The following is a 23,351-nucleotide window of genomic DNA, read 5'->3' as shown; positions in this document are numbered from 1 at the left end:
AACATTGGCCGATGGCAGCGATACTTCATCGCGTCCGCGCGATCGTTCTGCACGTAGCCTCTCTGAACACTGTTCGGGAATGCGCAATGAATGCAAGCTTGAGTGTCAACCCAATGTGCCGCCGTTGCGGCGACCCGGTCGATCCGGACGCGGAGATCTGTCCGTCTTGCGGGGCCATTGCATCGCCCACGGCGGTCCGTACGTCCGCGTACTCGACAATGTCCGGAAAGACCAAGGGTCTGATTGCGGCCGCGTTTGTGCTCGTGGTGGGCCTTGCAGCCTACACATTGATGCCAGGCTCGATGCGCAGCGCTCCCCCCGATACCACCGCCACGGATACCGCACGCACACTCGAGGTCGACCGAAACCGCATGCGCGAAGCTCCGTCGGACAGCAGGCGTGATGCAAGCGTCGCCGCCGCGCTCGATGCGGTGCGTGAAAGCATCCAGCGCCACGATATCGAGTCGGCGAAGGTGCTGCTTGCGGCCATTCTCGCTTTGCATCGGGACAACCCGGAAGCGCTTGCATTGCGGGAGGAAGTCAAGACCAGCGAGAGTCAGGACAAGCCGGTCGCGCCCGTTGCGCGCGCGAGCACGCCGGTCGCGAAAGTTGTCGATTCGCGGCGCACGGCCACCGTCATGGCCGCGACTCCTCACAAACCTGCAAGCAAATCGCGCGTACATGAGCACGCGACGCGATCGTCGAAAACAGCGCCGGGTGTAGCCAATGCGAAAGCGCGGCCGCAGAAAGTGGTGACGGCGAAGACGAATATGGCGCGAGCACCTGCTGCTCAGAAGCCACGCGTGCTGGTGCGAGAGGCGCAAGTCAAGCAGGTCCGGGCTGAATCTCTCGCACCACAGTCGAGTGATTCACATGCTGTGCAAACTGCGAGCGGCGCCCCTCTCATTTCAAACGGTCAGCAGAAAGCATCGTCTGATCAAAACGGATCGGGCGGTGCTGCGAAACCCGAGCGCTGGCGCGATCGCGGCGGCATGCGTTGAATTTTCATGCCGTTCTCGAAGAGGTATTCGCCGCTGGCGCGCCATCTTTTTCAGACGTCATTTTGAGGTAAGCGGCAGCGAGGCGCCTGAGTTCTTCTTCCGACGCATCCTCGATCCCGATCAGATGATTGTCAGCTGATCGGTGAGAGGCGAGCAATTCATTGAGCTTCAGATGAAGGGCCACGCTGTCCTTGTTCTGGCTTTGCTGGATAAGGAAAACCATCACGAACGTCACGATGGTCGTCCCGGTATTGATGACGAGCTGCCAGTCCTCTGAATAGTGAAAGACGGGCCCGGTCACGGCCCATACAACAATGCTGATCACAGCCATGCCAAACGCCACAGGCGAACCAGCCCACCGTGTGACCGCACTTGCAAACGTGTCGAAGGCGCGGGTGACCGGGTGCCGCGCCGCATAAGCGGGACTCGATGTGTCGGGTACGGTGTCGAGCGTGTCCGTCGACGAGGGGAGCGTTTCCTTACGCATCGCTTTCTCCTTATGTTTCGATACTGCTCCGACGCAAAGTCAGCAATAAGCGTTCCGAGGTCGACGATCGCTGGACAGAGCTCACGAGCCTGCCAGCGAAGGTGATCGCTTGCTGAGCGCTGCGCTTGCGTCATCCAGTTCGCGCGCTTTCCCCGCAAACTCTTTTCGATAAGCGGCCGGCGTTGTGTCCTTGAGCGCGCGAAACTGGCGATTGAAGTTCGCCACGTTTGGGAAGCCCGAACGCATGCCTATGACGGACACTGGCCACGATGTGTCGGCAAGCATCCGGCATGCATGTCCAATGCGAATGCGGTTCAGATATTTGCCGACACTTTCCCCAAGGTGCTGAACGAAATATCGATTGAGCGAGCGCTCCGAAAGATGCGCCGCAGCGCCAAGCTCGGCCAGCGTCAGAGGCTCGGCAAAGCGGGCATCGATTACGGCAAGCACACGATTGATCCGCTCAGGCTCATGTCCCGAAGGTCCTCCCACGCTGCTGTTGAATGCGCTGGCCGATGCAACGGGTTGCGCATCGGCATCGGCGAGCATGCAGAGTGCTTCCAGCGCAGTTGCAAGCCGCTCCCTCGGCGACTCCGACAACAATCCCGCTTGCTGTTCTCGAAGCGCCGCGCCGGCATCCGCTGAGAATGCCAGTCCGCATCCGGCACGCCGCAGCAACCGATGCAGCCCTTCGTATTCCGGACAGCAATCACCCAGGCGTCTTGCCCAGTCGCCGCTGAACCATATGACGATGGCAACTTGCGGCATGGTGTTATCGAGCGAACGATTGGACGCCCACGTATGCGGCAAATCGGGTGGCACGAGCACGAGGTCGTCCGCGCCATACTCGCTGATGGAGTCTCCGATATAACGCTTGCCGTGACTGTTCATGGTCAGCGTCAACTCGTATTCGGGATGATGATGCCATTCGAACGGAATCCTCGGCAGCTTGCGGTGGTAAACCCGCACGGAGCATCCGTCGCCGATGGCGACACGTTCATACATGGGTTTCATGGCTTTGCTTCGATGGCCGGAATAGCAAAATTGTTGTCCCGATCGTATCACTTCGAAAGCGCGCTGAAGCATAAGCTGCGGACATATCAACACACGGAGACAAGCATGCAGCCCCTGCATATCGACGACCTGCCTAAAGCCATTCGCGAGACCAAACTCGCGCTGCGAAAAGCGCTGCCAACTTATCGTGAAGTGTTCCTGGAAGTCGAGGCGGATATCCGGCGCCAAGCCGATGTCATCGCGCAACAGCGAACTCGCGGCGAGTCTGTCATACCCGAACTGTCCTATACGGACATCGCGGCAACGAGCGTCAGCGACGAAACGATCGCCTTGATCAAGGCTCGTGGTGCGTGTGTTGTGCGCGGCGTTTTCAGTCGCGAACAGGCAACGCAATGGGACCAAGACATTGCCAAGTATGTCGAGACGAACGATCTCGACAAGCGCCTGCTGAATCGCGCGGAGGACAAGTATTTTGGCGACCTGGCCTCGAGCAAGCCGCAGATTTACGGCATCTATTGGTCCAGGCCGCAAATTGCCGCGCGTCAGGCGCCGGAGCTGACCGCGACGCGTGTGTTTCTTAACCGGTTATGGAAAGCCGAGAGCGAGGGGCGAAAGCATTTCGATCCGGAGCACGTACCCGTCTATGCGGACCGCTTGCGCCGGCGTCCGCCGGGATCGGAGTCCCTGGGTTTATCGGCGCATTGCGATGGCGGTTCGGTCGAACGCTGGCTTGAGGAGAATTTCCGGAAGGTGTATCGGCATGTGTTTAGCGGCGAATGGAAACAATACGATCCGTTCGATGCCGCTTATCGTCCCGATGTTCGCGAGATCGCTTCACCCGCTGTGTGCTCGATGTTCCGCACCTTCCAGGGTTGGACCGCGCTCACGCCACAAGGTCCCGGAGATGGCACGTTGCAACTGGTCCCGATTGCGAACGCAATGGCGTATGTGCTGCTGCGCGCGCTTCAGGACGACGTGCCTGATGACGATCTTTGTGGCGCGATGCCAGGGCGCGCTTTATCGATCAAACCGGAATGGCATGGGCCGCTTTATGAAGCGCTGTCATCCATCCCGCAAATGCAGGCGGGCGATACGGTGTTCTGGCACAGCGATGTCATTCATGCGGTTGAGGACGCGCATCGCGGCAAGGGGTATAGCAATGTAATGTATATATCGTCGGTGCCGGCTTGCGCGAAAAATAACGCTTACCTTGCGCGGCAACTGCCGTGTTTTATTGAAGGCAAGAGCCCTCCGGATTTTCCGGCGGATAACTTCGAAGTGGATTTTGCCGGGAGGGCGACGGAGGCGGATTTGACGCCGGTGGGGAAAGCGCAGATTGGGTTGGCTGGTTGATTCAATTGGCCTCGCGCTGCGCCTTTGCGGTGTCGAGCCTCCTGCTCAACCTAGCAAGCATCTCGTCAGCCGAAATGTAATTGGCGTTGCGTCTGGCTTCATCGCGTGACGCGATGCCCGCGCGACGAAGCCGCTTTGACGTCGACGATCCACGACTTTTTTGAGGATTGCCTGTTCGACAAAGCGGGACACACTTTCGCCGTCAAGCAAAACCGTGTCAATTAAATCGTGCACTTCCGGGTCGACTTGAACCGAAACAAACGATTTGGCATTCATCACTCGCTCCACTTATTCCGAGAGCGAAACACCGTGGAGCATCGCAAATCAAAACGCAAGCGATTCAGGCCGCATACCGCTTGCGTGCCGTCCCTACCTCACGCCCGTCCTGCTGCCAAGCGTTGCGACCTTACGAATCGTATCGGCGCAAGCGGTCGCTGCTTCAACACCCTTGACCACAAAATGCTCGCGGAAGAACTTGATATGTTCTTCGCCGGAATGAAAATGATGCGGCGTCAGCACCGCGGACAAAACCGGCGTCCCGGTTTCGAGTTGCACTTGCATCAACCCGTTGATGACCGCTTGCGCCACGAACTCGTGACGGTAAATCCCGCCATCCACAACCAGCCCTGCCGCGACAATCGCCGCGTATTCACCACGCTGGGCGAGCAGTTTCGCGTGCAGCGGGATCTCAAAGGCGCCGGCGACTTCATAGAGATCGATGTCATCGCGTGCGAAACCTTGAGCCTGGATTGCATCGAGGAACGATGCCTTGCACTGGTCGACAATGTCGCGATGCCAGCAGGCCTGTATGAACGCAATGCGCGGACGTGGTTTACCGGTGGCAAGAGCGGCCGGCGTATTTTCGAGCGTAGTGGAGAATGTCATGATCCAAATCCTGCCTGTTTGTGTGAACAGGGCGAAGGACGGCACGAGCCAATGAACACAGGAATATCCCGCGCCCACTCGCACATGCCATCCCGTTCTCTTTCATCCGGACTATGACCGTCGGCCCCGGAATCAAACCGGGTCTGCTGACCTTTGCGTTTCAAGTGGCCAAAACCAGACCTGAATCACAAAGCGCTCGCGGGCTACGCGCCTGTCAACTGCGCGATTACCGCCGGTGGGGAATCTCACCCCGCCCCGAGAACTCGTTCTTATCGAACGGAACGTAAATTAGCACGAATACTGTTGCAGTGCACAGACCCCGCATTGCGGATAAGGATATCTATCGCAAGCGCTTTTCGAACCAGCGCGTGAGCCATGAGATCGGATAGCAGTAAGCGAAGAAAATCACGAGCGTCGCGACATAGGTGAGCACGGTAAAACTGCTGCGCGCAACAGTGCTGCTGGCGATCTGCGCGGTATCGAGCAAGTCGTGAATGCCGACGAGCGACGACAAAGCGGTGCCCATGGTGATGATCGCGTACACGTTCATCCACGGCGGCAACATGCGGCGCACGCACTGCGGTGCAACTATCTGCAGCAGGATCTGCGGGCGCGAGAACGCCATGGATGCAGCTGCCTCCCATTGCGCCGACGGTATCGAAGCAACGGCGCCGCGAAAGACTTCCGCTATGTTCGCGCTTGCCGGCAGCGCGAGTCCCAGCGTGACCTTCAGCCAATCGGGGAACGGCACGGTGGCGCCAAACACATGAAGCTCGAACGGGAACACGTACGTTGTAAAGTAGACGAGCACCAGCCACGGCGCGTTGCGAAACGCGGTGATCCAGATGCGCGCCGTCCGGCCGATGAATGATTTCGACATCGCGGCAGCGCCCGCAATGAGCCCGATTATCGTGCCGATAAGAATTGCGCCAACGCTGATCAGCACGTTCATCGCGAAACCGTGCGCCAACGCCGGCGCCCATTCGACAAGGCGTGCGAGTGTCTCGCCGCGCGATCCGCTCTCGGGCGCGAGCGACCACAGGAGCGCGCCCACAACAAGCACACCGAGCACGCCATATAAGCCCGGCGGCACGCGGGTGATATCGAATCTTCGGTTGGTAACGAATGGGGCCTGCGTATCAGTAGCCATATCCGGGCACCTTGTAGCGTTGCTCGAGCCAGCGTCCCGCGAGCGTGACCATCCACGTCACGAGGCCGAAGAACGCGAGGATCAGCAGCATCAGCGCGAGCACGTTGTCGCGCTGCGTCCAGATCATGATGGACTGGTACGTGATGTCGCCAACGGCGATCGCGGATGCCAACGCCGACGCCTTCACGAGCTCGACCATGTTGTTGACCAGCGCAGGCAGTGCTGCGCGCAAAGCGAGCGGCAACTCGATGCGCCAGAATCGCGCGGCACGGGTGAATCCCAGCGAGGCCGCGCCCTCAAGCGTTTGCGATGGCAATGCATCGAAGCCGGCACGTAGTGCTTCGGCGTGAAACGCCGCCTTGTGCAGCGACAACACGAGCACGACCCAGAAGAACGGCTTGAACGGGTTATCGATGTGACGAACCTGCAGCCATTGCGTGATCAGCATGTTGAGCACGAGGAATGCGCAGTAAAGCTGAACGAGCGTAGGCGTGTTGCGCGTCACCTCGATAAAACCGCGCGCAAGTCCCGCGAACACCGGGTTGCGTCCACGCAGCGCGAACGCGAGGGCAAGGCCCGCAATGGCGCTGCCTACGATCGTGCACGCGATGATCTGCAGGCTCACGCCAAGGCCATGCACGAACGGCACGCGTTCGTAATCGTCGAGCAGGAACCGGTAGTCGAGCCCGATACGCGAGGTCGCCGTGATGAAGGCGTGCAGGATCGAATCCATGTTATTGCGCGGCAGGCAATTGTTTATGCCACTCGGCCAGCGCGGGCGAGGGCGGCACAAGACCATTCTTCGCCTCGGTAGCGATAAACCAGCCATCACGATGCAGATCGCGCACAAAGCCATCGAGCTTCGCGGCGGTATCGCGTTCGCCCTGACGTACCCAGATCACCGACGGCGCCGGTTCGATCTCCGGCTGCAGCGTCTTGTAGTCCTTCCACTCCGGGTCACTCTGCAATAACGGATAAAGCAGCGGCGCAGCATCATGTACGGCTGCGACACAACTTCCACCGCGCAGGGCAAGCAGGGACTGCGATGAACCCGGGAAGGCGCGCGGGATTGCACCGTAACGCTCGACGATGGGACGGATATAACTGCTGCCTTGCGATATGCAGACTGGTTTGCCGCGCAGGTCTTCCCAACGCGAAATACCGCTTGTTTTAAGGGTTATCGCAGTGCCGCCGACGCGGTAGTACGGCGTCGCGACGTGATCGAGAATCTCTCCCCGCTGCGCGTTGTATTCCATATTGGCGATCAGGATGTCGACCTTGCCTTGCTGCAGGAACTGCACGCGTGTGGAAGGCAATACGGACACGAGTTGCACCTTCGCGCCGAGCCTTTTACCGAGTTCGTTTGCAAGATCCACGTTGAAGCCGCGCGGCTGTTGCGTCGCGGGATCGAGGGAACCGAACGGACTGCCGCCAATAAGCACGCCGACCGCGATTTCGTGACGGGAGTTGATCTTGTCGAGGGTTGCATCGGCATGCGCGGAGACGGGCGCGGCCAACCCCCAGGCAATCGCGGCAACGGTCGTCAGGCAGCGGATGTTCGTCAGTGTCATAAAAGGCGGCCACGCGGGAAATCGGGAGCCTTAGAGAATAGACAAGCGTTCGCATGCCGCCAAGGAAGCGAATCTGCTAAGCAAATGATACGTCGCGTGGAATCGGGTGGCGCAGCTATAGCAAGCGGGGTGCTATCGATTCTACGAATGCTTGGTTATGGAAAAGGAAGGCACTTCTTAGAATCTCCGTTCCTGCATGTTTTTGTGCGCTGCTGAAAACCCGCGCCATGCACACGAACGACACAACGCCTGAGGAGGCCGCATGAATCGCCTTGCGCTCGCGATTGATCCGCTTGAACATACGCCGCCGCCGGAAAGCCCGGACGTGGAGAGAAGCACCGACCCGGTATTGGTTTCCCTGAGCGACGTGCACCTCTCTTACGGCGCGGCGTCCGTGCTCAACGGCATCGACCTTTCGGTGCGGCGCGGCGAAGCGGTGTCGATCATCGGGCCTTCCGGGTCGGGAAAATCGACCATCCTGCGTTGCATCAACGGACTGATCACGCCGCATCGCGGGGAGATTCGCGTGGATGGAGTCGACGTCCGCGCACAGCACACCGACGCTCAGAAGATCGCGCTGCGCAAGCGCATCGGCTTTGTGTTCCAGCAGTACAACCTGTTTCCGCATCTGAGCGTGTTCGCGAACCTGACCATTGCGCCCGTGAGCGTGCTCGGCCGCAGCCGCGCAGAAGCGGAACACGACGCGCACGCGCTGCTCAAGAAGGTCCGTCTCGCCGATAAAGCCAACGCCTACCCGGGAGAGCTATCCGGCGGACAACAGCAGCGTGTTGCGATTGCGCGCACGCTCGCCATGCGTCCCGACCTGATTCTCTTCGATGAAGTCACGTCCGCACTCGATCCTGAAACCGTGGGAGAGGTGCTCAACGTGATCGGCGAGCTTGTCGACGATGGTCAGACGTGCGTGCTCGTCACGCACGAAATGCGCTTTGCGGAAGACGTCAGCGACGAAGTGTTCTTCACCGAAGGCGGCGTCATTGTGGAGCATGGTGCGCCTTCGCAAATCTTCGGCGCGCCAGAAAACGACCGCACGAGGCTTTTCCTGCAACGCGCGCGTGGTGAAGACCGGCGCGCCTTGCGCAAACGTGCGCGCAGCAACGCAGCACTCGCCCTCGCCACTATTTGATCGAAACCACATCATGACAACACTCTCTGCACCGGACCATATCAGCGAACGCCAGACCGCCGTAACCGCATTGCTCGACGACGTACGCGGCATTCTTGCAACTGAAGGCGTGACCCGCGTGGCGCTCGACGCGATCAGCGAGCGTCTGCTCGCACTTGCGTCGCAGGATGCCGCGCTGTTTTCCGCCGATGATTTCCCGCCGCCGCAACCGGGCAGCGGCGATACGTCGACACGCTACAGGCTCAACCCTGGCGACGACGGCGTGGCGCTCTACCTGAACTCCCTGCTGCCGGGCAAGACGACCGTTCCGCATAACCACGATACATGGGCGGTGATCGCGGCGCTAAAAGGCGAGGAACTGAACCGCGTTTATCAGCGTACGGATGACCGCTCGGACCCCGAGCAGGCATCGCTGGAATTGGAGCGTGAAGTGGTGGTTCGGCCAGGTACGCCTATCGCTTTCCTTCCTGAAGATATCCATAGCATTCACGTAACAGGCGATGCGCCGACATTGCATTTTCATCTTTATGGGCGGCCGCTCGAAACGCTGACGGGCCGCCTTGGTTACGAACTCGATACCGGACGCGTAGTGCGTTACAACACAACGCATATGCAGCGTGGTACGCAGGCGGTCGGCTGATGAGTCCGCCCGTGCTGCACAAGACGACCCGGCTGATGCATGCAGGCGCGCCTGCGTTTTCCGATGGATCGGCACCGGTCAACGTGCCGGTGGAGCGCACGAGTACGGTTCGCTTCGAGAATACGTCGAGCCGTGCATCGCTTCAAAAGCGTCGCGAAGCGGGCGAACACGTCAGCACGTACGGGCGTGATGGCAGGCAGACCCATCGTGCGCTGGAAGCGGCGATTGGTGAGCTCGAAGGCGCGCGCGATGTGCTGCTTGCGCCGTCCGGTTTGTCGGCGATATCACTGGTGTTCGTTGGCTTGTTGTCGCCGGGCGACCATGTGCTGGTCCACGACGGTGTGTACGGTCCCGTGCGCGAACGCGTGGAGCCGTTGCTCACACGGCTGGGCGTCACGTTCAGCTATTTCAGCGCCGCCGATGGTCTGCCGCGCAAACATATTCAGCCGAACACGAAGCTGATCTATGCGGAGTCGCCGAGTTCGTTTCTCTACGAGATCCTCGATCTTCCCGCGCTCGCTGACTTGGCCCATGAACATGGCGTGCTGCTCGCCGCAGACAACACATGGGGCGCGGGTTTGCTTTATCAGCCGCTCGCGTTGGGCGCCGACATCTCCATCCAGGCCGTCACCAAATATCTCGGCGGTCATTCCGACTTGATGCAAGGCGCGGTATCGACGGTTGATGCGGAACTCGGACATCGGTTGCACGAGACGCATCATGCACTGGGCCTGAGCGTCAGCGCTGACGATGCCTATCTCGCCTTGCGAGGCATTCGCACCTTGCCGGTACGCCTTGCACAACACGCGCGCGGCGCGTACGCCGTTGCGACTTATCTGCAACGTGTGCGAGCGGTGACGCGCGTCTTTCATCCCGCACTCGCCACCGACCCGGGCCATGCATTGTGGTCGCGCGACTTTCACGGCGCGAACGGTCTCCTGTCGTTCGCGTTGCGTGATGCCGATGCGTCGCAGGCCGCTGCTTTTATCGATGCATTGAAGTTGTTTGGCATAGGTGCTTCGTGGGGCGGCTACGAAAGTCTCGCGCTGGTCGCGCCGCCGCAGCGTTTGAGCGGCCAGCGCTATTGGCCTGGGACGGAAGGCTTGATTCGCCTGCACGTTGGCCTCGAAGATGCCGACGATCTCATCCTCGATCTCGCACAGGCGTTTCGCAACGTCGCGTCCTGAACGTTCCATCTTTCCAGACCTTATCCCATGACCTTGAACCGGAACGACGTGGCTATCGTCGATGCCAACACCACGCGCGCGTGGCTCAATGATGGCGCTGAAATCGCGCTGCTCGACGTGCGCGAAGCCGGACAGTTCGGCGAAGGGCACCCGTTCTTTGCGATCCCGCTGCCGTACAGCCGGCTCGAGATCGATGCGCCGCGTCTCGTTCCACGTTTGAATACGCGGATCGTCTTGCTCGACGATGGCACCGCATCCGTTGCCGCCCACGCTGCAAAACGCCTGAGTGCTCTCGGCTACAACAATGTTTCGATATTGCGTGACGGCACTCGTGGCTGGCTCGCCGCGGGTTATACGCTGTTCAAAGGCGTCAACCTGCCATCGAAGACATTTGGCGAGCTGATCGAGCACGCTTTTGGCACGCCGCATATATCGCCGTCGCAGCTTGCCGCGCAAATAGCCCGGGGACAAACGCCCGCACTATTCGATGGCCGCACGCTCGATGAACATCGCAAGATGACCATTCCCGGCGCGATTCCCGTTCCGAACGGCGAGCTTGCATACAGGATCGGATCGCTGGTACCCGATGCTGAAACGCCCATCGTCATTCATTGCGCGGGGCGCACTCGCAGCATTATCGGCGCGCAGACGCTGCGCAATCTCGGCGTGCCGAATCCGGTGATCGCGCTGGAAAACGGGACGCAAGGCTGGGCGCTTGCGGGATTGACGCTCGAACACGGAAGCGAGCGGCGCTATCCGGATGTGCTGAACGAAACGGCCATCGCCGACGCCCGTTCGCGCGCCGCTACGCTTGCCGCGCGCTTGAACATCGCGACCATCGATGCAGACAAGGCACAAGCCTGGCTTGCCGATCCCGAGCGCACGACGTTTCTGCTCGATGTCCGCACGCCGGAAGAGTTCGCGCACGACGGCTTGCCGTTCACGGCGCATGCACCGGGCGGACAGCTTGTGCAGGCGACGGATCAGACTATCGGCGTGCGGCGCGCGCGCGTCCTGCTGATCGATCACGATGGCGTGCGTGCGCCCGTGACAGCATCATGGCTCGTGCAACTCGGTTATGAAACGGCGCTGATTCCAAGCGTGACCGCATCCGGGTTGCGCTCACAAAAACCAACGCGTTCCACTCAGCCGTCATTGCCGAAACTCGATGCAGCCGCGTTGCGCGAGGCCGCAACGGGCCGCGCACGTCTGATCGATCTGCGTTCGAGCGCGGCGTATCGTCGTGAACATGCAGCTAACGCGTACTGGACCATTCGTCCGCAGCTTGGCAGCACGCTTGAAGCAATCAACGCGTCGTCCGAGGAAGTCCTGCTTATCTTCGCCGATGACCCCGCAATCGCCAACAGCGCGGCGATCGATCTGCGCGAACAGGGTTACACATCGATATACCTTGCGGGCGACGGCCTGCAAACATGGAAGGACGCGGACCTCGCCGTCGCCTCCACGCCGGATCTGCCCGCCGATGCCGAGCGTATCGACTACCTGTTCTTTGTTCATGATCGCCATGACGGCAACCTTGATGCCGCGCGCCAATATCTCGAATGGGAAACCGGTTTGATCGCGCAATGCGCGCCGGACGAACTCGGCGCCTTCCATATCGACGCACCGGTTCTCCAATGAAAATCCGCTTCTCTGCCACTTTTGGAATTGCGCTGAGCGCGCTCGCATTCTCGATATCCGCCCATGCCGATGCCACGCTGGACCGCATCAAGTCGCGTGGCACGCTGGTGGTGGGCGTGGTGCTCGACGGCACGTATGGTTCACTCGATCCGCAAACGCGCAAGCCCGTTGGCTACAACGTCGAACTCGCGGAGGATCTCGCACGCCGTCTTGGCGTGAAGTTCGAGGCGGTGGAAGTCACGCCGCCAAATCGTGTGCAATTCCTGCAGCAAGGCAAGGTCGATGCGCTTATTGCAAGCATGCAGTACACGAAGGAGCGCGACGAAATCCTGAGCTACGTGCCAACGCCGTTCGAGGAGATCGGTGGCTCGGCGATGGTTCGCAAGGACTCGGGCATTCACAACTGGAGCGACCTGCGGGGCAAACCCGTCTGTGTATCGCAGGGCAGTAATTACACGCGGCCGCTGATCGAGCAATACGGTGCACAGGTCAAGGGTTTCAAGGGCATGCCGGAAGCGCTGCTGGCGTTGCGCGGTGGCACGTGCGTGGCATCGGTTCACGTGACGCCGGGTATCCGGGCGCGGCTCGCGAACACGTCAGGAGAATGGAAGGACTATGAGTCGCCCATGCCCGATCAGTTGATCCCGTCCCCGTCGGTGATCTGGGTGCGCAAGGGCGAAACCGACACGCAGACAGCGCTCGATAACAGCGTGAAGGACTGGCATAAAACGGGCTTTCTGATCGATGAAGGCAACAAATGGCACATGCCGCCTTCGCAGCAATTGCTGAAGTGGCATCAGCAGTATTCGTCGAAGTAACGAAGTGAATTTGAAGGTGCCCGGTCATGCGGGACCGGGCACTGGAGCACGTTTAGAACTTCGCGCGAATACCGCTGAACACAGCAACCTGGCGGTTTGTGGATGAAGCCGTGCCCGCGTCCGCAATCGCAGCAATCTTGCTGTAGCCGCTGCCCACTCGCGTCGAGGCATCGCCGGAAGCAAGCTGATACACGCCCGACAGATACAACTCCGTACGTTTCGAAAGCGCGTAATCGAGTCCCAGCGTGAACTGATGCCAACGCGGCTTGAGCGAGGCGCCGCCTGTTCCCGGCAGGTTGTTTGCGCGGCCATCGGTGAACGTGTACACGCCCAGAACCGTAACTGCGCTGGTCACCAGGTAACGCAAGTTCGCGTCGTAGTTATTGAACTTGCGCGACGAGCCGTCGTTGTAGTCGAGCTGCGTATGGCTGAACGCGAAGCCGGCCGTGGCCTTGCCGAGCACGTAGCTTGCGCCCGCTACCGCGATCTGCTGACGCAGCACGCCACCGTTGAGGCCATAGAAGAGGGCACCGCTGTAGTCATCGCCGGTCGTGGTGGATGCACCGCCTACGGCGCCCGCTGTGTTGGTGGTCGTATCGGGATGATTGAGCACTACGTAACCGCCGCCTGCCGATAACGGACCCGCCGCATAGTTCGCCGATACACCCCACGCGCGGTTGTTGCTGAAACCCTGGCCCGTGCCGCTGTTCGCCTGGTTGCTGAACGCATACAGCGTGTCGAGCGTGAAGCCGGAAATGGTGTCGCTGCGAAATTTGATCGCGTTGTTGATACGGAAGGTCTGGTTCAGGTTGTCGTTGTCGCCCACGTGCGTGGCCGGTGACCAGAATCCCGAACCCGCGTATTGCGCGACGAGGTCTGCCAGCGGCTCATATTGACGACCAAGCGTCACCGTACCAATGCCGGTCTTGGCGATCCCCACGAACGCCTGCCGCCCGAACTCACGACCGCCCTGGCCGAGCGTACCGTCGTTGGGACGGAAGCCGTTTTCCAACGTGAACACCGCGCTGAGTCCGCCACCCAGATCTTCGGCGCCCTTGAGGCCCCAACGGCTGCCGCTCAGCTTGCCGCTTGTCTGCTGGAAGTTCTTCGCGCCTTTCTGATTGTTCGTGTAGGTGATCCCTGCATCGACTATCCCGTACAGCGTGACCGAGCTTTGCGCCTGCGCTAATGCAGGGGCGATAACCATGATGCCGGTTGCGCCGGCCAGTACGACTCGTTTCATCGGTGTCCTCTTGTCCAAGTGGTTGTGTTGATCAATTTTGGGACCCCGATCTTAGGGTCCTTCGTCAACGGACAGAACGATGAAATTTAGCTTCGTAATACAGACGATTGAGATTTGTAAAGCTGGACCAAGGTGATTTAAAAATGAAAGCGGATTGCATGCGTATTCATGCAATCCATAAAGTGCGCCGCCTGATAAACATATGGCAAACGAATAATTGTTAAGCGGTCGATGCGTCGTTAGTCTTTTGTTTTTCGCGCTATTTCCAACGACACGAGGGTCTTGCAGATCATGTCCGGTACTCCAAATTACGAACCGGCTTCGGATCGTTCCGGCATCGCGTTCAAGCCGTCCGCGGCGGTTCGCATAAAGACAGTGCGTGCTGCTTCTGGCACGGACCGCCGCGCGGCGCGAGAAGTCTTGCCTGCGTGGCTCGCTGCACTGGCATGGGTCGCGAGCGCGGCGCTCACGCAATGGTGGCCCGATGCGGATGACTGGCCCTATACGCGTCACTTGTTGATTCTCAAACTGGCGCTTGCCATCGTTGCTGGGTTGATCGGCGTGAGCGCCTACGCAAGCCTCTCGGCGCGCCAAGCCGAGGCGCCGCGAAGCCGTGCCGAACGCTGGCTTGCGGTCATGCCGTGGCTTATCGCGCTCGCAATTGCCTTTACCGTCTGGGACGTGCTGACCGCTAAACTCGAATTGCTCCCGCGGCCGTTCTTCGCGCCGCCACAAGCTTTGATCGCAGTCTTCTTCGATGACTTCCCGCGCCTCGGCTCAAGCGTCGTGCATTCGTTCGGCTTGCTCGCGTACGGTTATGTGATTGGCGCGGTAGCGGGATTCGTTACGGGCGTGGGTATTGGCTGGTCGAAGGCGGTCGGCTATTGGCTGCATCCCGTGTTGAGATTGATCGGTCCGTTGCCCGCCACCGCGTGGTTGCCGCTTGCGTTCTTTTTCTTTCCGTCGAGCTTTAGCGCAAGCGTTTTTCTTATCGCGCTTGCCACGGGCTTTCCCGTCGCGGTGCTGACGTGGTCGGGCGTCGCCGGCGTGAACAGCACGTTCTACGACGTGGCCCGCACGCTGGGTGCAAGGCCCGGTTTTCTGATTCTCAAGGTGGCTATTCCGGCCGCGCTGCCGTCGGTGTTCGTCGGACTTTTCATGGGACTTGGTGCATCGTTCTCCGTGCTTATCGTCGCTGAGATGATGGGCGTAAAAGCGGGACTCGGCTGGTATCTGCAATGGGCGCAAGGCTGGGCCGCGTACGCGAACATGTACGCCGCGTTGCTTGTCATGGCGCTGATGTGCTCGGGTCTCATCACCTTGCTGTTCCGCTTTCGTGATCGTTTGTTAGCCTGGCAAAAGGGATTGTTGAAATGGTAAGCACGCAACTCAGCCAGCCTTCGCCCACGCAGTCCTCGCCCGGAGCGCGTATCGATGTCAGCGAGGTCAGCCACCGGTTCTCATTGCACGGAGCGGCGCTGCCCGTGCTCGATGACGTCAGTTTTTCTGTAGAGCCTGGCGAGTTCGTCGCCTTGCTTGGGCCGAGCGGTTGCGGCAAATCGACGTTGCTCCGGCTCGTGGCCGGGCTCGATTCGCCGGCGCAGGGAACCGTTTCATCAAATGGCGTGACCATCGGCGGTCCGGATCCATCGCGTGTCGTCGTGTTCCAGGACCCGACCTTGTACCCGTGGCGCACGGTGCGCGCGAACGTGGGACTGGGACCGGAAGCGCAGCGTGACGGCTTGAAATTTCCATGGAGCAAACGCAAGGCGGCGCGTCCGGTAGCCGAAGGAATTCGTTCGCCCGAACAGCGTATCGATGCCGCATTGCAACTCGTCGGTCTGACCGAATTCGCCGCGGCTTATCCGCATCAACTTTCCGGCGGCATGGCGCAACGCGTTGCATTGGCGCGCGCGCTCGTGAACGATCCCGAATTGCTCGTACTCGATGAACCATTCGGCAAGCTCGATTCGCTTACACGTCTGCGCATGCAAAGCGAACTCGTGAAGCTGTGGCGCGACGCGCGCTTCTCGGTCCTGCTCGTGACGCACGACGTTGAAGAAGCGTTGTTCCTTGCAAACCGCGTCATTGTTTTCAGCGAACGCCCAGCGCGCATCACTGCGGAAGTGCGAAACGACGCGCCATACCCGCGGCATCGCGACGATCCCAAGCTGGTCGAGCTGCGCCGCGAAGTGCTCGAGCTACTTGGTCTGGTCGCGTGATCCATTACATCAACACAATCCAAAACTAACGACCCGTGGAGAATTACCGATGAACCGTTCAGATCCCGATGCCGGCCAAGGCGTCTTGTCGCCAGAGAGCATTTCGCGCCGGACCTGGTTGCGAAAAACGGCTTGGACCACGGGTGCCGTGGCGTTAGGTGGCGCGTCGTTCGGTCTGGCCGGTTTGTCCGCCCGCGCCGACGACACCAAACTGAAGCCGCTCAAGCTGTCCTGGAACGCCAGCGCAATCTGCACGGCGCCGGTGCCGGTCGGCATCAAACAAGGTTTCTTCGTCAAGCACGGACTGGACGTCGAACTCATCAACTTTGCCGGGTCGACCGATCAGTTGCTCGAAGCCATTGCCACGGGCAAGTCGGACGCGGGCGTGGGCATGGCGCTGCGCTGGATCAAGCCGCTCGAACAGGGTTTCGACGTCAAACTCACCGCCGGCATTCACGGCGGCTGCATGCGGTTGCTGGCTACGAGAACATCGGGCATTGTCGATTTGCCTGGAATCAAAGGCAAGACGGTGGGCGTCAGCGACATGGCGAGTCCCGCAAAGAACTTCTTTGCGATCACGTTGAAGAAGATCGGCATCGACCCGGATAGCGACGTTCGCTGGCGTCAGTATCCCGCCAACCTGCTTGGCGAAGCACTGAAGAAGGGCGAAGTCCACGCAATCGCGGATGGCGATCCGACCATCTGGACGTTACGCGAATCGGACCATTTGTACGAGGTATCGAACAACTTGTGCGGTGAATACCAGACACGTGTTTGCTGCGTGCTCGGCGTGCGCGGCAGCCTGGTGAGAAAGGATCGCGCAACGGCGCAAGCGCTCACGCAGGCCTTGCTGGAATCGACGGAATGGACCGCGAACAATCCGGCAGAGGCCGCGGCGATCTTCTCGGTTCATGCACCGCAAGCGGACGTCGCGCAGCTGACGGCTATGCTGAAGAGTCACACGGATCATCATCATCCGGTCGGCGATGCGTTCAAGAAAGAGATTTCACTCTATGCCGATGACCTCAAGACGGTCGGCGTGTTGAACAGCGGGACGGACTCGACCCGTTTTGCGAACAAGGTGTTCTCCGACGTATTGGCTTGAGCATTTACAGCGCCAGCTTGTAACCCTCGTGGCTGGCGACGAAACCAAGTTTGTCATAGAACCTGTGGGCATCGGCACGGGTCTTGTCGGTCGTGAGCTGCACGAGATTGCAGCCACGCGACCTGCATTGCGCGATCGCCCATTCAAACATCTTCTGCCCGAGGCCTGAATCGCGGCGGTGCGCGGCTATCCGTACTGCCTCTATTTGTCCTCGCCACGCGCCCATTCGCGCAATCCCCGGAATAAACGTAAGTTGCAGCGTGCCGATCACCTTGTCGTTGTCCGTGACGACCACGAGGCGCTGATTGGCGTCGGCGTCTATGGCTTCAAAGGCAGCGACGTATCGTGCGTCGAGCGGCGTGCCGGTGTTTTCACGTTGGCTGCCGAGCAGATCGTCGGCGAGCATTGCAACAATGGCGGGGATATCGGCCAGACGCGCCGATCTGAAAACGATGTGTTCCATTTGAGCTTCCTTCAAGACCTGGAAAGTGTAGTGGATGGCCGTTTGTTGTCGCGAAAACGGCCGGGGCTTTAAAAACGGCTCGACAGTACGCCGGACAAGGCATCCATGCATGTACGATCTGCACTGGAAAGCACCATTGCATTCTATTGACAAATTCAGGGAGAATCGTGCGAGCGCCGTTGCCGCATTGACGAAGCGGGAACCGGTGTCGCCGTGGCCAGCCGCGCGCGCAATCCGGACGGGCAGGTAGTTGAGTACTATCAAGCGCCCCCGGATAAATAACCTTGGGCGAACGCGCTGAAGCAGAAGCATTCCTGACGGGTTCTCATGAAAAAATATCGCCCGCGTCTTCCGCAGGAACACTCGCACGTGGCATGGCGGGAGTTGTCACTGACGTCATTGCCTATAGCCCTGGTGTTCGTCGTGCTGGTCGGGCTGATTGTCTGGGTCGCCGATCCCGCGCCTCCCAAAACCATCACCATCAGCGCCGGTCCGCACGACAGCTCGCTCTTGAACACCGCGAACACCTACAAAAGGATCCTGGCGCGCAACGGCATCACGCTCAACGTGCTCGAATCCGATGGTTCCGTGCAGAACCTTCAACGGCTGATGGATCCCAAGCAACACGTGGATATTGCGCTCGTGCAAGGCGGTGTATCGGATGAAGCGGCGAGGGCTTCGCTGATGTCGCTGGGAGGGATCTTTTATATCCCCATCGTGGTGTTTTATCGCGGCAAGGACATGACGCAGCTTTCGCAACTCGAAGGCAAGCGCATCGCGATCGGGCGCGAAGGTAGCGGTACGCGCCAGTTGTCGCTCAACCTGCTCGCGGCGAACGGCGTTACCGCCGGAGATACGCAACTCGTGCCTATTGACGGCATGCAGGCTGCGGAACAGCTGGTGGCTGGAAATATCGATGCCGCCATGCTCAGCGGCGACTCGACCACGCGTTCGCTGATGCTGCGGCTCCTCGGCATACCGGGCATCTCCGTCATGGATTTTGCGGAAGCCAACGCCTACACGCGCCTTTTTCCTTACCTCGATGAAATCGACCTGCCGCCCGGCGTTCTCGATCTCCGGCGCAAAGTGCCGCGCGAAACACTGCACATGATTGGCCCGACTGTTGAAATAGTGGCAAGGCCGAATCTGCATCCGGCCATATCGGACCTGCTGATCGAGGCGGCGCAGGAAGTGCACGGCGCAGCGGGTCTGATGCAGCGCGCCGGCGATTTCCCGAACACCACAACGCGGGAATACCGCATCAGCGAAGACGCGACGCGCTATTACAAGTCTGGGAAGAGCTTTCTGTATCGCGTGTTGCCGTTCTGGGTCGCGAGCATTACGGACCGCATCCTGGTGCTTTTGTTGCCGGTGGCCGTGTTGCTGTTTCCGGCGCTGCGGTTGATTCCCGCGCTATATGGCTGGCGTGTGCGCTCGCGCATTTATCGATACTACGGCGCGTTGATCTCGATAGAACGCGGTGCGCTGACCACATCAACGGAGGAACAGCGTCTCGCGTTGCTCGCAGAACTCGATGAAATCGAGGCGTCGCTCAACACGCTTAAAATGCCGCTGGCTTACGCCGATGCCTTCTATGTGCTGCGCGAACACGTGGGTTTTGTGAGGATGCATCTGACCGGGACGCAGCGCGAACACGCGCTCTAATCCTCGTGCACATTCATGTCCCAGTCTTTTCGCGCGTTTTTGGCTCTATTTGAGTTCCGCTTGGCAAGCTATCGTAGGTTCCTCTTCTGGAAGGAATCTCATGAACCAATCCACTGTGTTTCAACACCTCGAAGGCCCGGCCGAACTGGCAACGGCCTTCAGCGTGATGCAGGAATTGCGTCCGCACCTGAGCACCGCCGATGCTTTCGCCAGACAGGTCAAGCGGCAGTTTGCGCAGGGTTATCGGCTTCTGGCGGCTTGCAATGGTGAGGCACCGATCGGCCTGGCAGGATATAGGTTCGTGGAAAACTTGATCTATGGCCGGTTTGTCTATGTCGATGACCTCGTCGTGACTTCCCGTCTGCAGCGCTCGGGCGTAGGCGCCGAGTTGCTGGCTGAAGTTCGCCGGATCGCGCGGGAAGCGGGTTGCGACAATTTCGTACTCGATACCGGTCTGCACATGGCGCTCGCACAGCGCTTTTATTATCGGCAGGGATTGTTGGCGAAAGGCATGCATTTCGTCGAGTCGTTATCTCCGGCTTTGCCGTCATCACCAGCAGGGAAACTCTGATGCGCACGCTTTTGTTGAACAGCAGCCCACATGGCGAAGCCAGCCATGCGTATTGTCTTGCGCGGGAAATGATCGCGAGGCTCGATACGCAGATCATCGAACGGGATCTGGTCGCCGATCCGCTTCCGCCCATCGGCCGGGGTTATGCGGCGGCGGTGACATCGGGAAGTTCGCAGGACGAGGCCTTCGACTGGTCAGAACGTGTGATTCGCGAAGTCGAGGACACCGACGTTTTCATCATCGCCACGCCCATGCACAACTTCACGGTCCCGGCCGCGTTGAAACTCTGGATAGATCACGTCTTGCGGATCAACAGGACGTTCACATCCACACCGGACGGCAAGGTCGGCCTGATGCAGGACCGTCCCACTTTCGTGCTGGTCGGCTCAGGCGGTTTTCACACTGGCGAGCGCGCGCGGCAACCTGATTTCCTCACACCGTATCTTCGATACGCACTGGAATCCATCGGCATTCGCAGCGTGCATTTCGTTCTGTTGCAAGGCCTGGTTGGCGGCGATGTTGCGGTATCCAAAGCAGTGCTGGAGGCGCGTAATGCGTTATTGGCGCATGCGCCTTTCAATACGGTCGCTTCTGTTTCGGCATAGATCTACGCATCGGCCGCGCGTTTGAGCTCGAGTGCACGGCGCATTGCCTGGTCTTCGTCGACTATGTTTGCGAAGCCCAACACCAGACCGCTTTGCGGCGGCGCGGCCATATACCAGCGCGATAGTGCCTGTTCGCCAAAGCCTCCCGGATTGGCACGGTCGGCGACGGCCGCGTCGTCCGTACCATCGACGAAATGCGCCGCCATCTGCAAGCCGCCCGGCGGTAGGTTGATCGATAGACGCTCGCCGAACACTTCGGAAAGCGCACGGGCGGTGATTTCACGCCGATGCGCATAGAGCAGACGCATTTTCTTCAGATGCCGCGCGAAGTGGCCTTCCGCCATGAAGTCGGTCACGCTCGCCTGCAAAAGATACGGCGATCCTGCGTTCATGCTTGCGCTTACCTCGTGAAAACGCTGCGTCGCGCTGAGCGGCGCGACGACATAGGCGAGCCGCAATCCCGGAAACATCACCTTGCTGAACGTGCCGCTATAGATCACGCGATCGTGCTGATCCAGGCTTTTCAGCGCGGGAAGGGGGCGGCCGGCATAGCGGAATTCGCTGTCGTAATCGTCCTCGATGACCCAGCTTCCATTGGCTTTCGCCCAGTCGAGCAAAGCCATCCGGCGTTCCAGCGACAACGTCACGCCCATTGGACTTTGATGCGACGGCGTGACGACCGCGAAACGCGCATTCGCGTTCAGCGCGAGTCCGCGTTCGACCGAGATGCCATGCGCATCGACAGGAACGGGCACGAGCCGCGCATTGACTTCGAGCAGGAAGCGCCGGGCGAGGATGTAGCCGGGGTCTTCGAACCAGAAGGCGTCGTCGGGTGAGGCGAGACTGCGCAACACGAGTTCGAGCGTCGCTCGATAACCCGTCGTGACAAAGACCTGCTCGGGCACGCATTCCACACCGCGCGACAAACCCAGGTAGGTCGCGATCCTTTCGCGCAAGGGCCAGAAGCCCGCCGGGTCGGGATAGGCGAATGCGCTGGCGTCGCCGCTGCGCAACCGGTGGGCGACCAGCCGGTTCCAGACCTTGCGCGGAAATGCGTCGATTGCCGGCAGGCCCAGTTGATAAGGCTTCGGCGCGCCGCTGCCGTGGGGCGACGCCGCCGCAGAAGTTGCCGGCGGCGGTTTGCCTGCGCGGGCGGGTCCGCTTACCGAAACCGGGAGCGCGGATGAAACAATTGTTCCGGCTGCGCCACGTACCTGCAAGTAGCCCTCATCGGCGAGGATACGGTAGGCCATCTCCACCGTTCCGCGCGCCACGTTCAGTTCCATCGCGAGGCCGCGCACGGCCGGCACGCGATCGCCGGAGTGCAGATGCCCTTGCGCAATCGCCGTCTTGAATCGATGACAAATTTGTAGATAAACCGGCACAGAAAGCGCGCGGTCGATACCCAGGTCGAGTTTTGGCGAAGCGGGCTTCATGGACTAGTCATTGTGATGATTCTTGGCTCTTCTAGGCAGGCCATGATTTTCGCATACTACTTCTGTGGCCCGATACCAGGCGCCAGCAAATCAATGACTAAACAAGGAGCTTTCCATGACTTCCCGTCTCGACTTCTACAAATCCAATCCCGCCGACATCAAGGCCTTGCTGGGCGTTGAAGAGCAGATCAACAAGAGCCCGCTCGATCAGATCCTGAAAGAACTCGTACGCTTGCGCGCATCGCAGATCAATGGCTGCGCGTTTTGCCTCGACATGCATGTCACCGATGCACGCAAGGCAGGCGAGACGGAACGCCGCCTGGCGACGGTTTCCGCATGGCGCGAAACGCCGTTTTTCACCGAGCGCGAACGCGCCGCGCTGGAATGGACCGAAGCGCTGACACTGGTTTCGCAGAACCATGTGCCGGACTCGGTCTGGGAAGCGGTCCGCCCGCATTTCGACGACAAGGAATTGACCGACCTGACGTTGCTGATCACGTCGATCAACAGCTGGAATCGCTTCGCGATCGCGTTTCGCAAGATGCCTGAATAAACGCTTGCCAGCGTTTCAAGCCTCGGCGCGCGCTTCCAGCAGCATGGCGACGCGCGTGCGGGCGAACGCGGGGTCGATGGGTTCATCGTCGAAAAGCAGCCGGTACATGATCGGCGCGACCACGCTGTCCATGATGTCCTGCAGTTCCGGCGGCGATTCACCGCGTTCGACCGCCCGGTCGAGGATCATGCGGACCTGCGAGCGCGTGATCGCCGCGCACTGGCAGGCGGGGCCGCTGCCGTCGGCGTTCATGCCTGCGAGCACGTCGCGGGTCATCGCGCGGCCCGGTGCCGATGACATCTCGTCCTGATATCCCTGCGCCCACGTTGCGAGGTCGCTTTGCAGCGAACCGGTATCGGCGGGGCCGGTATCAGGGTAGAAGCGCTGCACAGCGACATCGGCGAGCAGTGTTTGCAAGTCGCCCCAGCGCCGGTAAATAGTCGATGGCGTCACGCCCGCCCGCGCCGCGACCTGTGGCACGGTGATCTCGTTGCGCGGCATTTCCGCGAGCAAGCCGTTGACCGCCTGATGGACCGACTCCTGCACCCGCGCGCTTCTGCCGCCGGGCCGCAAACCTTCTCGTGCTGCCATGTGCTT

Annotated in this window: 25 protein-coding genes and 1 riboswitch; of the genes, 14 read left to right on the top strand and 11 right to left on the bottom strand. The window is 60.2% G+C overall.

The genetic code is table 11. The annotated features are described in order from the left end of the window. The first annotated feature begins 86 nt into the window (after positions 1–86). Positions 87–1,001 carry a zinc ribbon domain-containing protein gene (locus tag HB633_RS03885; RefSeq protein ID WP_213776758.1) on the top strand — a complete coding sequence of 305 codons (915 nt, stop codon included), beginning with the start codon at positions 87–89 and terminating at the stop codon, positions 999–1,001. Between the two features lie 4 nt (positions 1,002–1,005). Here HB633_RS03885 and HB633_RS03880 read toward each other — a convergent pair whose 3' ends face one another. Together HB633_RS03880 and HB633_RS03875 are read right to left on the bottom strand one after the other, a co-directional pair. Next, positions 1,006–1,488, bottom strand: a complete 483-nt coding sequence (locus HB633_RS03880) for a low affinity iron permease family protein (protein ID WP_213776757.1) — start codon at positions 1,486–1,488, stop codon at positions 1,006–1,008. Positions 1,489–1,569: 81 nt separating this feature from the next. After that, positions 1,570–2,502, bottom strand: coding sequence for an AraC family transcriptional regulator (locus HB633_RS03875; protein ID WP_213776756.1), 933 nt, complete (start codon positions 2,500–2,502; stop codon positions 1,570–1,572). A gap of 105 nt (positions 2,503–2,607) precedes the next feature. Here HB633_RS03875 and HB633_RS03870 point away from each other — a divergent pair, with 105 nt between their 5' ends. Further along, positions 2,608–3,855 (top strand): DUF1479 domain-containing protein, encoded by a 1,248-nt coding sequence (locus HB633_RS03870; RefSeq protein ID WP_213776755.1) that lies wholly within the window; start codon positions 2,608–2,610, stop codon positions 3,853–3,855. Between the two features lie 45 nt (positions 3,856–3,900). On the opposite strand, the gene HB633_RS03865 is transcribed toward HB633_RS03870, so the two are convergent. The 5 genes from HB633_RS03865 to HB633_RS03845 all read right to left on the bottom strand — a co-directional run bounded on the left by HB633_RS03865 (position 3,901) and on the right by HB633_RS03845 (position 7,461). Then, the gene (locus HB633_RS03865; RefSeq protein ID WP_255580735.1) at positions 3,901–4,131 is read right to left on the bottom strand and encodes a YlcI/YnfO family protein; all 231 of its coding nucleotides are present in this window, start codon (positions 4,129–4,131) and stop codon (positions 3,901–3,903) included. A gap of 93 nt (positions 4,132–4,224) precedes the next feature. Continuing rightward, positions 4,225–4,740 (bottom strand): 6,7-dimethyl-8-ribityllumazine synthase, encoded by a 516-nt coding sequence (locus HB633_RS03860; protein ID WP_213776754.1) that lies wholly within the window; start codon positions 4,738–4,740, stop codon positions 4,225–4,227. A 90-nt stretch (positions 4,741–4,830) separates the two neighbouring features. Further along, a riboswitch (FMN riboswitch) is annotated at positions 4,831–5,007 on the bottom strand. A gap of 73 nt (positions 5,008–5,080) precedes the next feature. Beyond that, positions 5,081–5,890: an ABC transporter permease subunit gene (locus tag HB633_RS03855; protein ID WP_213776753.1), complete on the bottom strand. Its 810-nt coding sequence runs from the start codon at positions 5,888–5,890 to the stop codon at positions 5,081–5,083. Then, a complete protein-coding gene (locus HB633_RS03850) occupies positions 5,880–6,623 on the bottom strand; it encodes an ABC transporter permease subunit (protein ID WP_213776752.1) in 744 nt (247 codons plus the stop codon). Before HB633_RS03850 ends, HB633_RS03855 begins: the two co-directional genes overlap by 11 nt. A 1-nt stretch (position 6,624) precedes the next feature. Then, positions 6,625–7,461: a transporter substrate-binding domain-containing protein gene (locus HB633_RS03845; protein ID WP_213776751.1), complete on the bottom strand. Its 837-nt coding sequence runs from the start codon at positions 7,459–7,461 to the stop codon at positions 6,625–6,627. A 262-nt stretch (positions 7,462–7,723) separates the two neighbouring features. Here HB633_RS03845 and HB633_RS03840 point away from each other — a divergent pair, with 262 nt between their 5' ends. Genes HB633_RS03840 through HB633_RS03820 form a run of 5 tightly spaced genes read left to right on the top strand, consistent with a single transcriptional unit; the run spans position 7,724 to position 12,891 of the window. Continuing rightward, positions 7,724–8,605, top strand: coding sequence for an amino acid ABC transporter ATP-binding protein (locus tag HB633_RS03840; RefSeq protein WP_213776750.1), 882 nt, complete (start codon positions 7,724–7,726; stop codon positions 8,603–8,605). Between the two features lie 13 nt (positions 8,606–8,618). Further along, positions 8,619–9,245 carry a cysteine dioxygenase family protein gene (locus HB633_RS03835; protein ID WP_213776749.1) on the top strand — a complete coding sequence of 209 codons (627 nt, stop codon included), beginning with the start codon at positions 8,619–8,621 and terminating at the stop codon, positions 9,243–9,245. Then, positions 9,245–10,432 carry a cystathionine beta-lyase gene (gene metC / locus HB633_RS03830; protein WP_213776748.1) on the top strand — a complete coding sequence of 396 codons (1,188 nt, stop codon included), beginning with the start codon at positions 9,245–9,247 and terminating at the stop codon, positions 10,430–10,432. The genes HB633_RS03835 and metC overlap by 1 nt, the downstream gene beginning before the upstream one ends. Positions 10,433–10,459: 27 nt before the next feature. Next, positions 10,460–12,073, top strand: coding sequence for a rhodanese-like domain-containing protein (locus tag HB633_RS03825; protein ID WP_213776747.1), 1,614 nt, complete (start codon positions 10,460–10,462; stop codon positions 12,071–12,073). Further along, positions 12,070–12,891, top strand: coding sequence for a transporter substrate-binding domain-containing protein (locus tag HB633_RS03820; protein WP_255580734.1), 822 nt, complete (start codon positions 12,070–12,072; stop codon positions 12,889–12,891). Before HB633_RS03825 ends, HB633_RS03820 begins: the two co-directional genes overlap by 4 nt. Positions 12,892–12,943: 52 nt before the next feature. Here the strand turns inward: HB633_RS03820 and HB633_RS03815 are convergent, their stop codons facing one another. Next, complete coding sequence (locus tag HB633_RS03815; protein ID WP_213776745.1) at positions 12,944–14,134, bottom strand: porin; 1,191 nt, start codon at positions 14,132–14,134, stop codon at positions 12,944–12,946. Positions 14,135–14,425: 291 nt separating this feature from the next. On the opposite strand from HB633_RS03815, the gene HB633_RS03810 reads away from it, so the two are divergent. Genes HB633_RS03810 through HB633_RS03800 form a run of 3 tightly spaced genes read left to right on the top strand, consistent with a single transcriptional unit; the run spans position 14,426 to position 17,461 of the window. Continuing rightward, positions 14,426–15,514 (top strand): ABC transporter permease subunit, encoded by a 1,089-nt coding sequence (locus HB633_RS03810; RefSeq protein WP_213776744.1) that lies wholly within the window; start codon positions 14,426–14,428, stop codon positions 15,512–15,514. After that, a complete protein-coding gene (locus tag HB633_RS03805; protein ID WP_213776743.1) occupies positions 15,508–16,356 on the top strand; it encodes an ABC transporter ATP-binding protein in 849 nt (282 codons plus the stop codon). The genes HB633_RS03810 and HB633_RS03805 overlap by 7 nt, the downstream gene beginning before the upstream one ends. 49 nt (positions 16,357–16,405) lie before the next feature. After that, entirely contained in the window at positions 16,406–17,461 is a 1,056-nt protein-coding gene (locus HB633_RS03800; protein WP_213776742.1) for an ABC transporter substrate-binding protein, read from the top strand. A 4-nt stretch (positions 17,462–17,465) separates the two neighbouring features. Here HB633_RS03800 and HB633_RS03795 read toward each other — a convergent pair whose 3' ends face one another. Then, complete coding sequence (locus HB633_RS03795) at positions 17,466–17,924, bottom strand: GNAT family N-acetyltransferase (RefSeq protein WP_255580733.1); 459 nt, start codon at positions 17,922–17,924, stop codon at positions 17,466–17,468. Positions 17,925–18,251: 327 nt separating this feature from the next. Between HB633_RS03795 and HB633_RS03790 the strand changes: the two genes are divergently transcribed. The 3 genes from HB633_RS03790 (at position 18,252) to HB633_RS03780 (ending at position 20,765) form a co-directional block, all read left to right on the top strand. Next, positions 18,252–19,589: a TAXI family TRAP transporter solute-binding subunit gene (locus HB633_RS03790; protein WP_213776741.1), complete on the top strand. Its 1,338-nt coding sequence runs from the start codon at positions 18,252–18,254 to the stop codon at positions 19,587–19,589. 100 nt (positions 19,590–19,689) lie between these two features. Next, positions 19,690–20,160 (top strand): GNAT family N-acetyltransferase, encoded by a 471-nt coding sequence (locus tag HB633_RS03785; RefSeq protein WP_213776740.1) that lies wholly within the window; start codon positions 19,690–19,692, stop codon positions 20,158–20,160. Next, positions 20,160–20,765 carry an NAD(P)H-dependent oxidoreductase gene (locus HB633_RS03780; protein ID WP_213776739.1) on the top strand — a complete coding sequence of 202 codons (606 nt, stop codon included), beginning with the start codon at positions 20,160–20,162 and terminating at the stop codon, positions 20,763–20,765. The genes HB633_RS03785 and HB633_RS03780 overlap by 1 nt, the downstream gene beginning before the upstream one ends. A 2-nt stretch (positions 20,766–20,767) precedes the next feature. On the opposite strand, the gene HB633_RS03775 is transcribed toward HB633_RS03780, so the two are convergent. Then, a complete protein-coding gene (locus HB633_RS03775; RefSeq protein WP_213776738.1) occupies positions 20,768–22,201 on the bottom strand; it encodes a PLP-dependent aminotransferase family protein in 1,434 nt (477 codons plus the stop codon). Between the two features lie 115 nt (positions 22,202–22,316). On the opposite strand from HB633_RS03775, the gene HB633_RS03770 reads away from it, so the two are divergent. Continuing rightward, a complete protein-coding gene (locus tag HB633_RS03770) occupies positions 22,317–22,754 on the top strand; it encodes a carboxymuconolactone decarboxylase family protein (RefSeq protein WP_213776737.1) in 438 nt (145 codons plus the stop codon). Between the two features lie 15 nt (positions 22,755–22,769). Here HB633_RS03770 and HB633_RS03765 read toward each other — a convergent pair whose 3' ends face one another. Then, positions 22,770–23,345: a TetR/AcrR family transcriptional regulator gene (locus HB633_RS03765; RefSeq protein ID WP_213776736.1), complete on the bottom strand. Its 576-nt coding sequence runs from the start codon at positions 23,343–23,345 to the stop codon at positions 22,770–22,772. Positions 23,346–23,351 lie beyond the last annotated feature (6 nt).

It is taken from the genome of Caballeronia sp. dw_276, from assembly GCF_018449635.1.
Taxonomy (GTDB): Bacteria; Pseudomonadota; Gammaproteobacteria; order Burkholderiales; family Burkholderiaceae; genus Caballeronia.
The sequence above is the reverse complement of the archived record's forward strand: the minus strand, read 5'-3'. Positions and strand labels throughout refer to the sequence as shown.

Bases quoted from the DNA above. Each gene is read 5' to 3' on its own strand.
- HB633_RS03805 (WP_213776743.1), top strand. From the start codon at position 15,508: ATGGTAAGCACGCAACTCAGCCAGCCTTCGCCCACGCAGTCCTCGCCC.
- HB633_RS03865 (WP_255580735.1), bottom strand. From the start codon at position 4,131: ATGAATGCCAAATCGTTTGTTTCGGTTCAAGTCGACCCGGAAGTGCAC.
- HB633_RS03845 (WP_213776751.1), bottom strand. From the start codon at position 7,461: ATGACACTGACGAACATCCGCTGCCTGACGACCGTTGCCGCGATTGCC.
- metC (WP_213776748.1), top strand. From the start codon at position 9,245: ATGAGTCCGCCCGTGCTGCACAAGACGACCCGGCTGATGCATGCAGGC.
- HB633_RS03855 (WP_213776753.1), bottom strand. From the start codon at position 5,890: ATGGCTACTGATACGCAGGCCCCATTCGTTACCAACCGAAGATTCGAT.
- HB633_RS03850 (WP_213776752.1), bottom strand. From the start codon at position 6,623: ATGGATTCGATCCTGCACGCCTTCATCACGGCGACCTCGCGTATCGGG.
- HB633_RS03860 (WP_213776754.1), bottom strand. From the start codon at position 4,740: ATGACATTCTCCACTACGCTCGAAAATACGCCGGCCGCTCTTGCCACC.
- HB633_RS03770 (WP_213776737.1), top strand. From the start codon at position 22,317: ATGACTTCCCGTCTCGACTTCTACAAATCCAATCCCGCCGACATCAAG.
- HB633_RS03825 (WP_213776747.1), top strand. From the start codon at position 10,460: ATGACCTTGAACCGGAACGACGTGGCTATCGTCGATGCCAACACCACG.
- HB633_RS03880 (WP_213776757.1), bottom strand. From the start codon at position 1,488: ATGCGTAAGGAAACGCTCCCCTCGTCGACGGACACGCTCGACACCGTA.
- HB633_RS03840 (WP_213776750.1), top strand. From the start codon at position 7,724: ATGAATCGCCTTGCGCTCGCGATTGATCCGCTTGAACATACGCCGCCG.
- HB633_RS03775 (WP_213776738.1), bottom strand. From the start codon at position 22,201: ATGAAGCCCGCTTCGCCAAAACTCGACCTGGGTATCGACCGCGCGCTT.
- HB633_RS03780 (WP_213776739.1), top strand. From the start codon at position 20,160: ATGCGCACGCTTTTGTTGAACAGCAGCCCACATGGCGAAGCCAGCCAT.
- HB633_RS03815 (WP_213776745.1), bottom strand. From the start codon at position 14,134: ATGAAACGAGTCGTACTGGCCGGCGCAACCGGCATCATGGTTATCGCC.
- HB633_RS03765 (WP_213776736.1), bottom strand. From the start codon at position 23,345: ATGGCAGCACGAGAAGGTTTGCGGCCCGGCGGCAGAAGCGCGCGGGTG.
- HB633_RS03790 (WP_213776741.1), top strand. From the start codon at position 18,252: ATGAAAAAATATCGCCCGCGTCTTCCGCAGGAACACTCGCACGTGGCA.
- HB633_RS03885 (WP_213776758.1), top strand. From the start codon at position 87: ATGAATGCAAGCTTGAGTGTCAACCCAATGTGCCGCCGTTGCGGCGAC.
- HB633_RS03875 (WP_213776756.1), bottom strand. From the start codon at position 2,502: ATGAAACCCATGTATGAACGTGTCGCCATCGGCGACGGATGCTCCGTG.
- HB633_RS03785 (WP_213776740.1), top strand. From the start codon at position 19,690: ATGAACCAATCCACTGTGTTTCAACACCTCGAAGGCCCGGCCGAACTG.
- HB633_RS03835 (WP_213776749.1), top strand. From the start codon at position 8,619: ATGACAACACTCTCTGCACCGGACCATATCAGCGAACGCCAGACCGCC.
- HB633_RS03820 (WP_255580734.1), top strand. From the start codon at position 12,070: ATGAAAATCCGCTTCTCTGCCACTTTTGGAATTGCGCTGAGCGCGCTC.
- HB633_RS03795 (WP_255580733.1), bottom strand. From the start codon at position 17,924: ATGGAACACATCGTTTTCAGATCGGCGCGTCTGGCCGATATCCCCGCC.
- HB633_RS03810 (WP_213776744.1), top strand. From the start codon at position 14,426: ATGTCCGGTACTCCAAATTACGAACCGGCTTCGGATCGTTCCGGCATC.
- HB633_RS03870 (WP_213776755.1), top strand. From the start codon at position 2,608: ATGCAGCCCCTGCATATCGACGACCTGCCTAAAGCCATTCGCGAGACC.
- HB633_RS03800 (WP_213776742.1), top strand. From the start codon at position 16,406: ATGAACCGTTCAGATCCCGATGCCGGCCAAGGCGTCTTGTCGCCAGAG.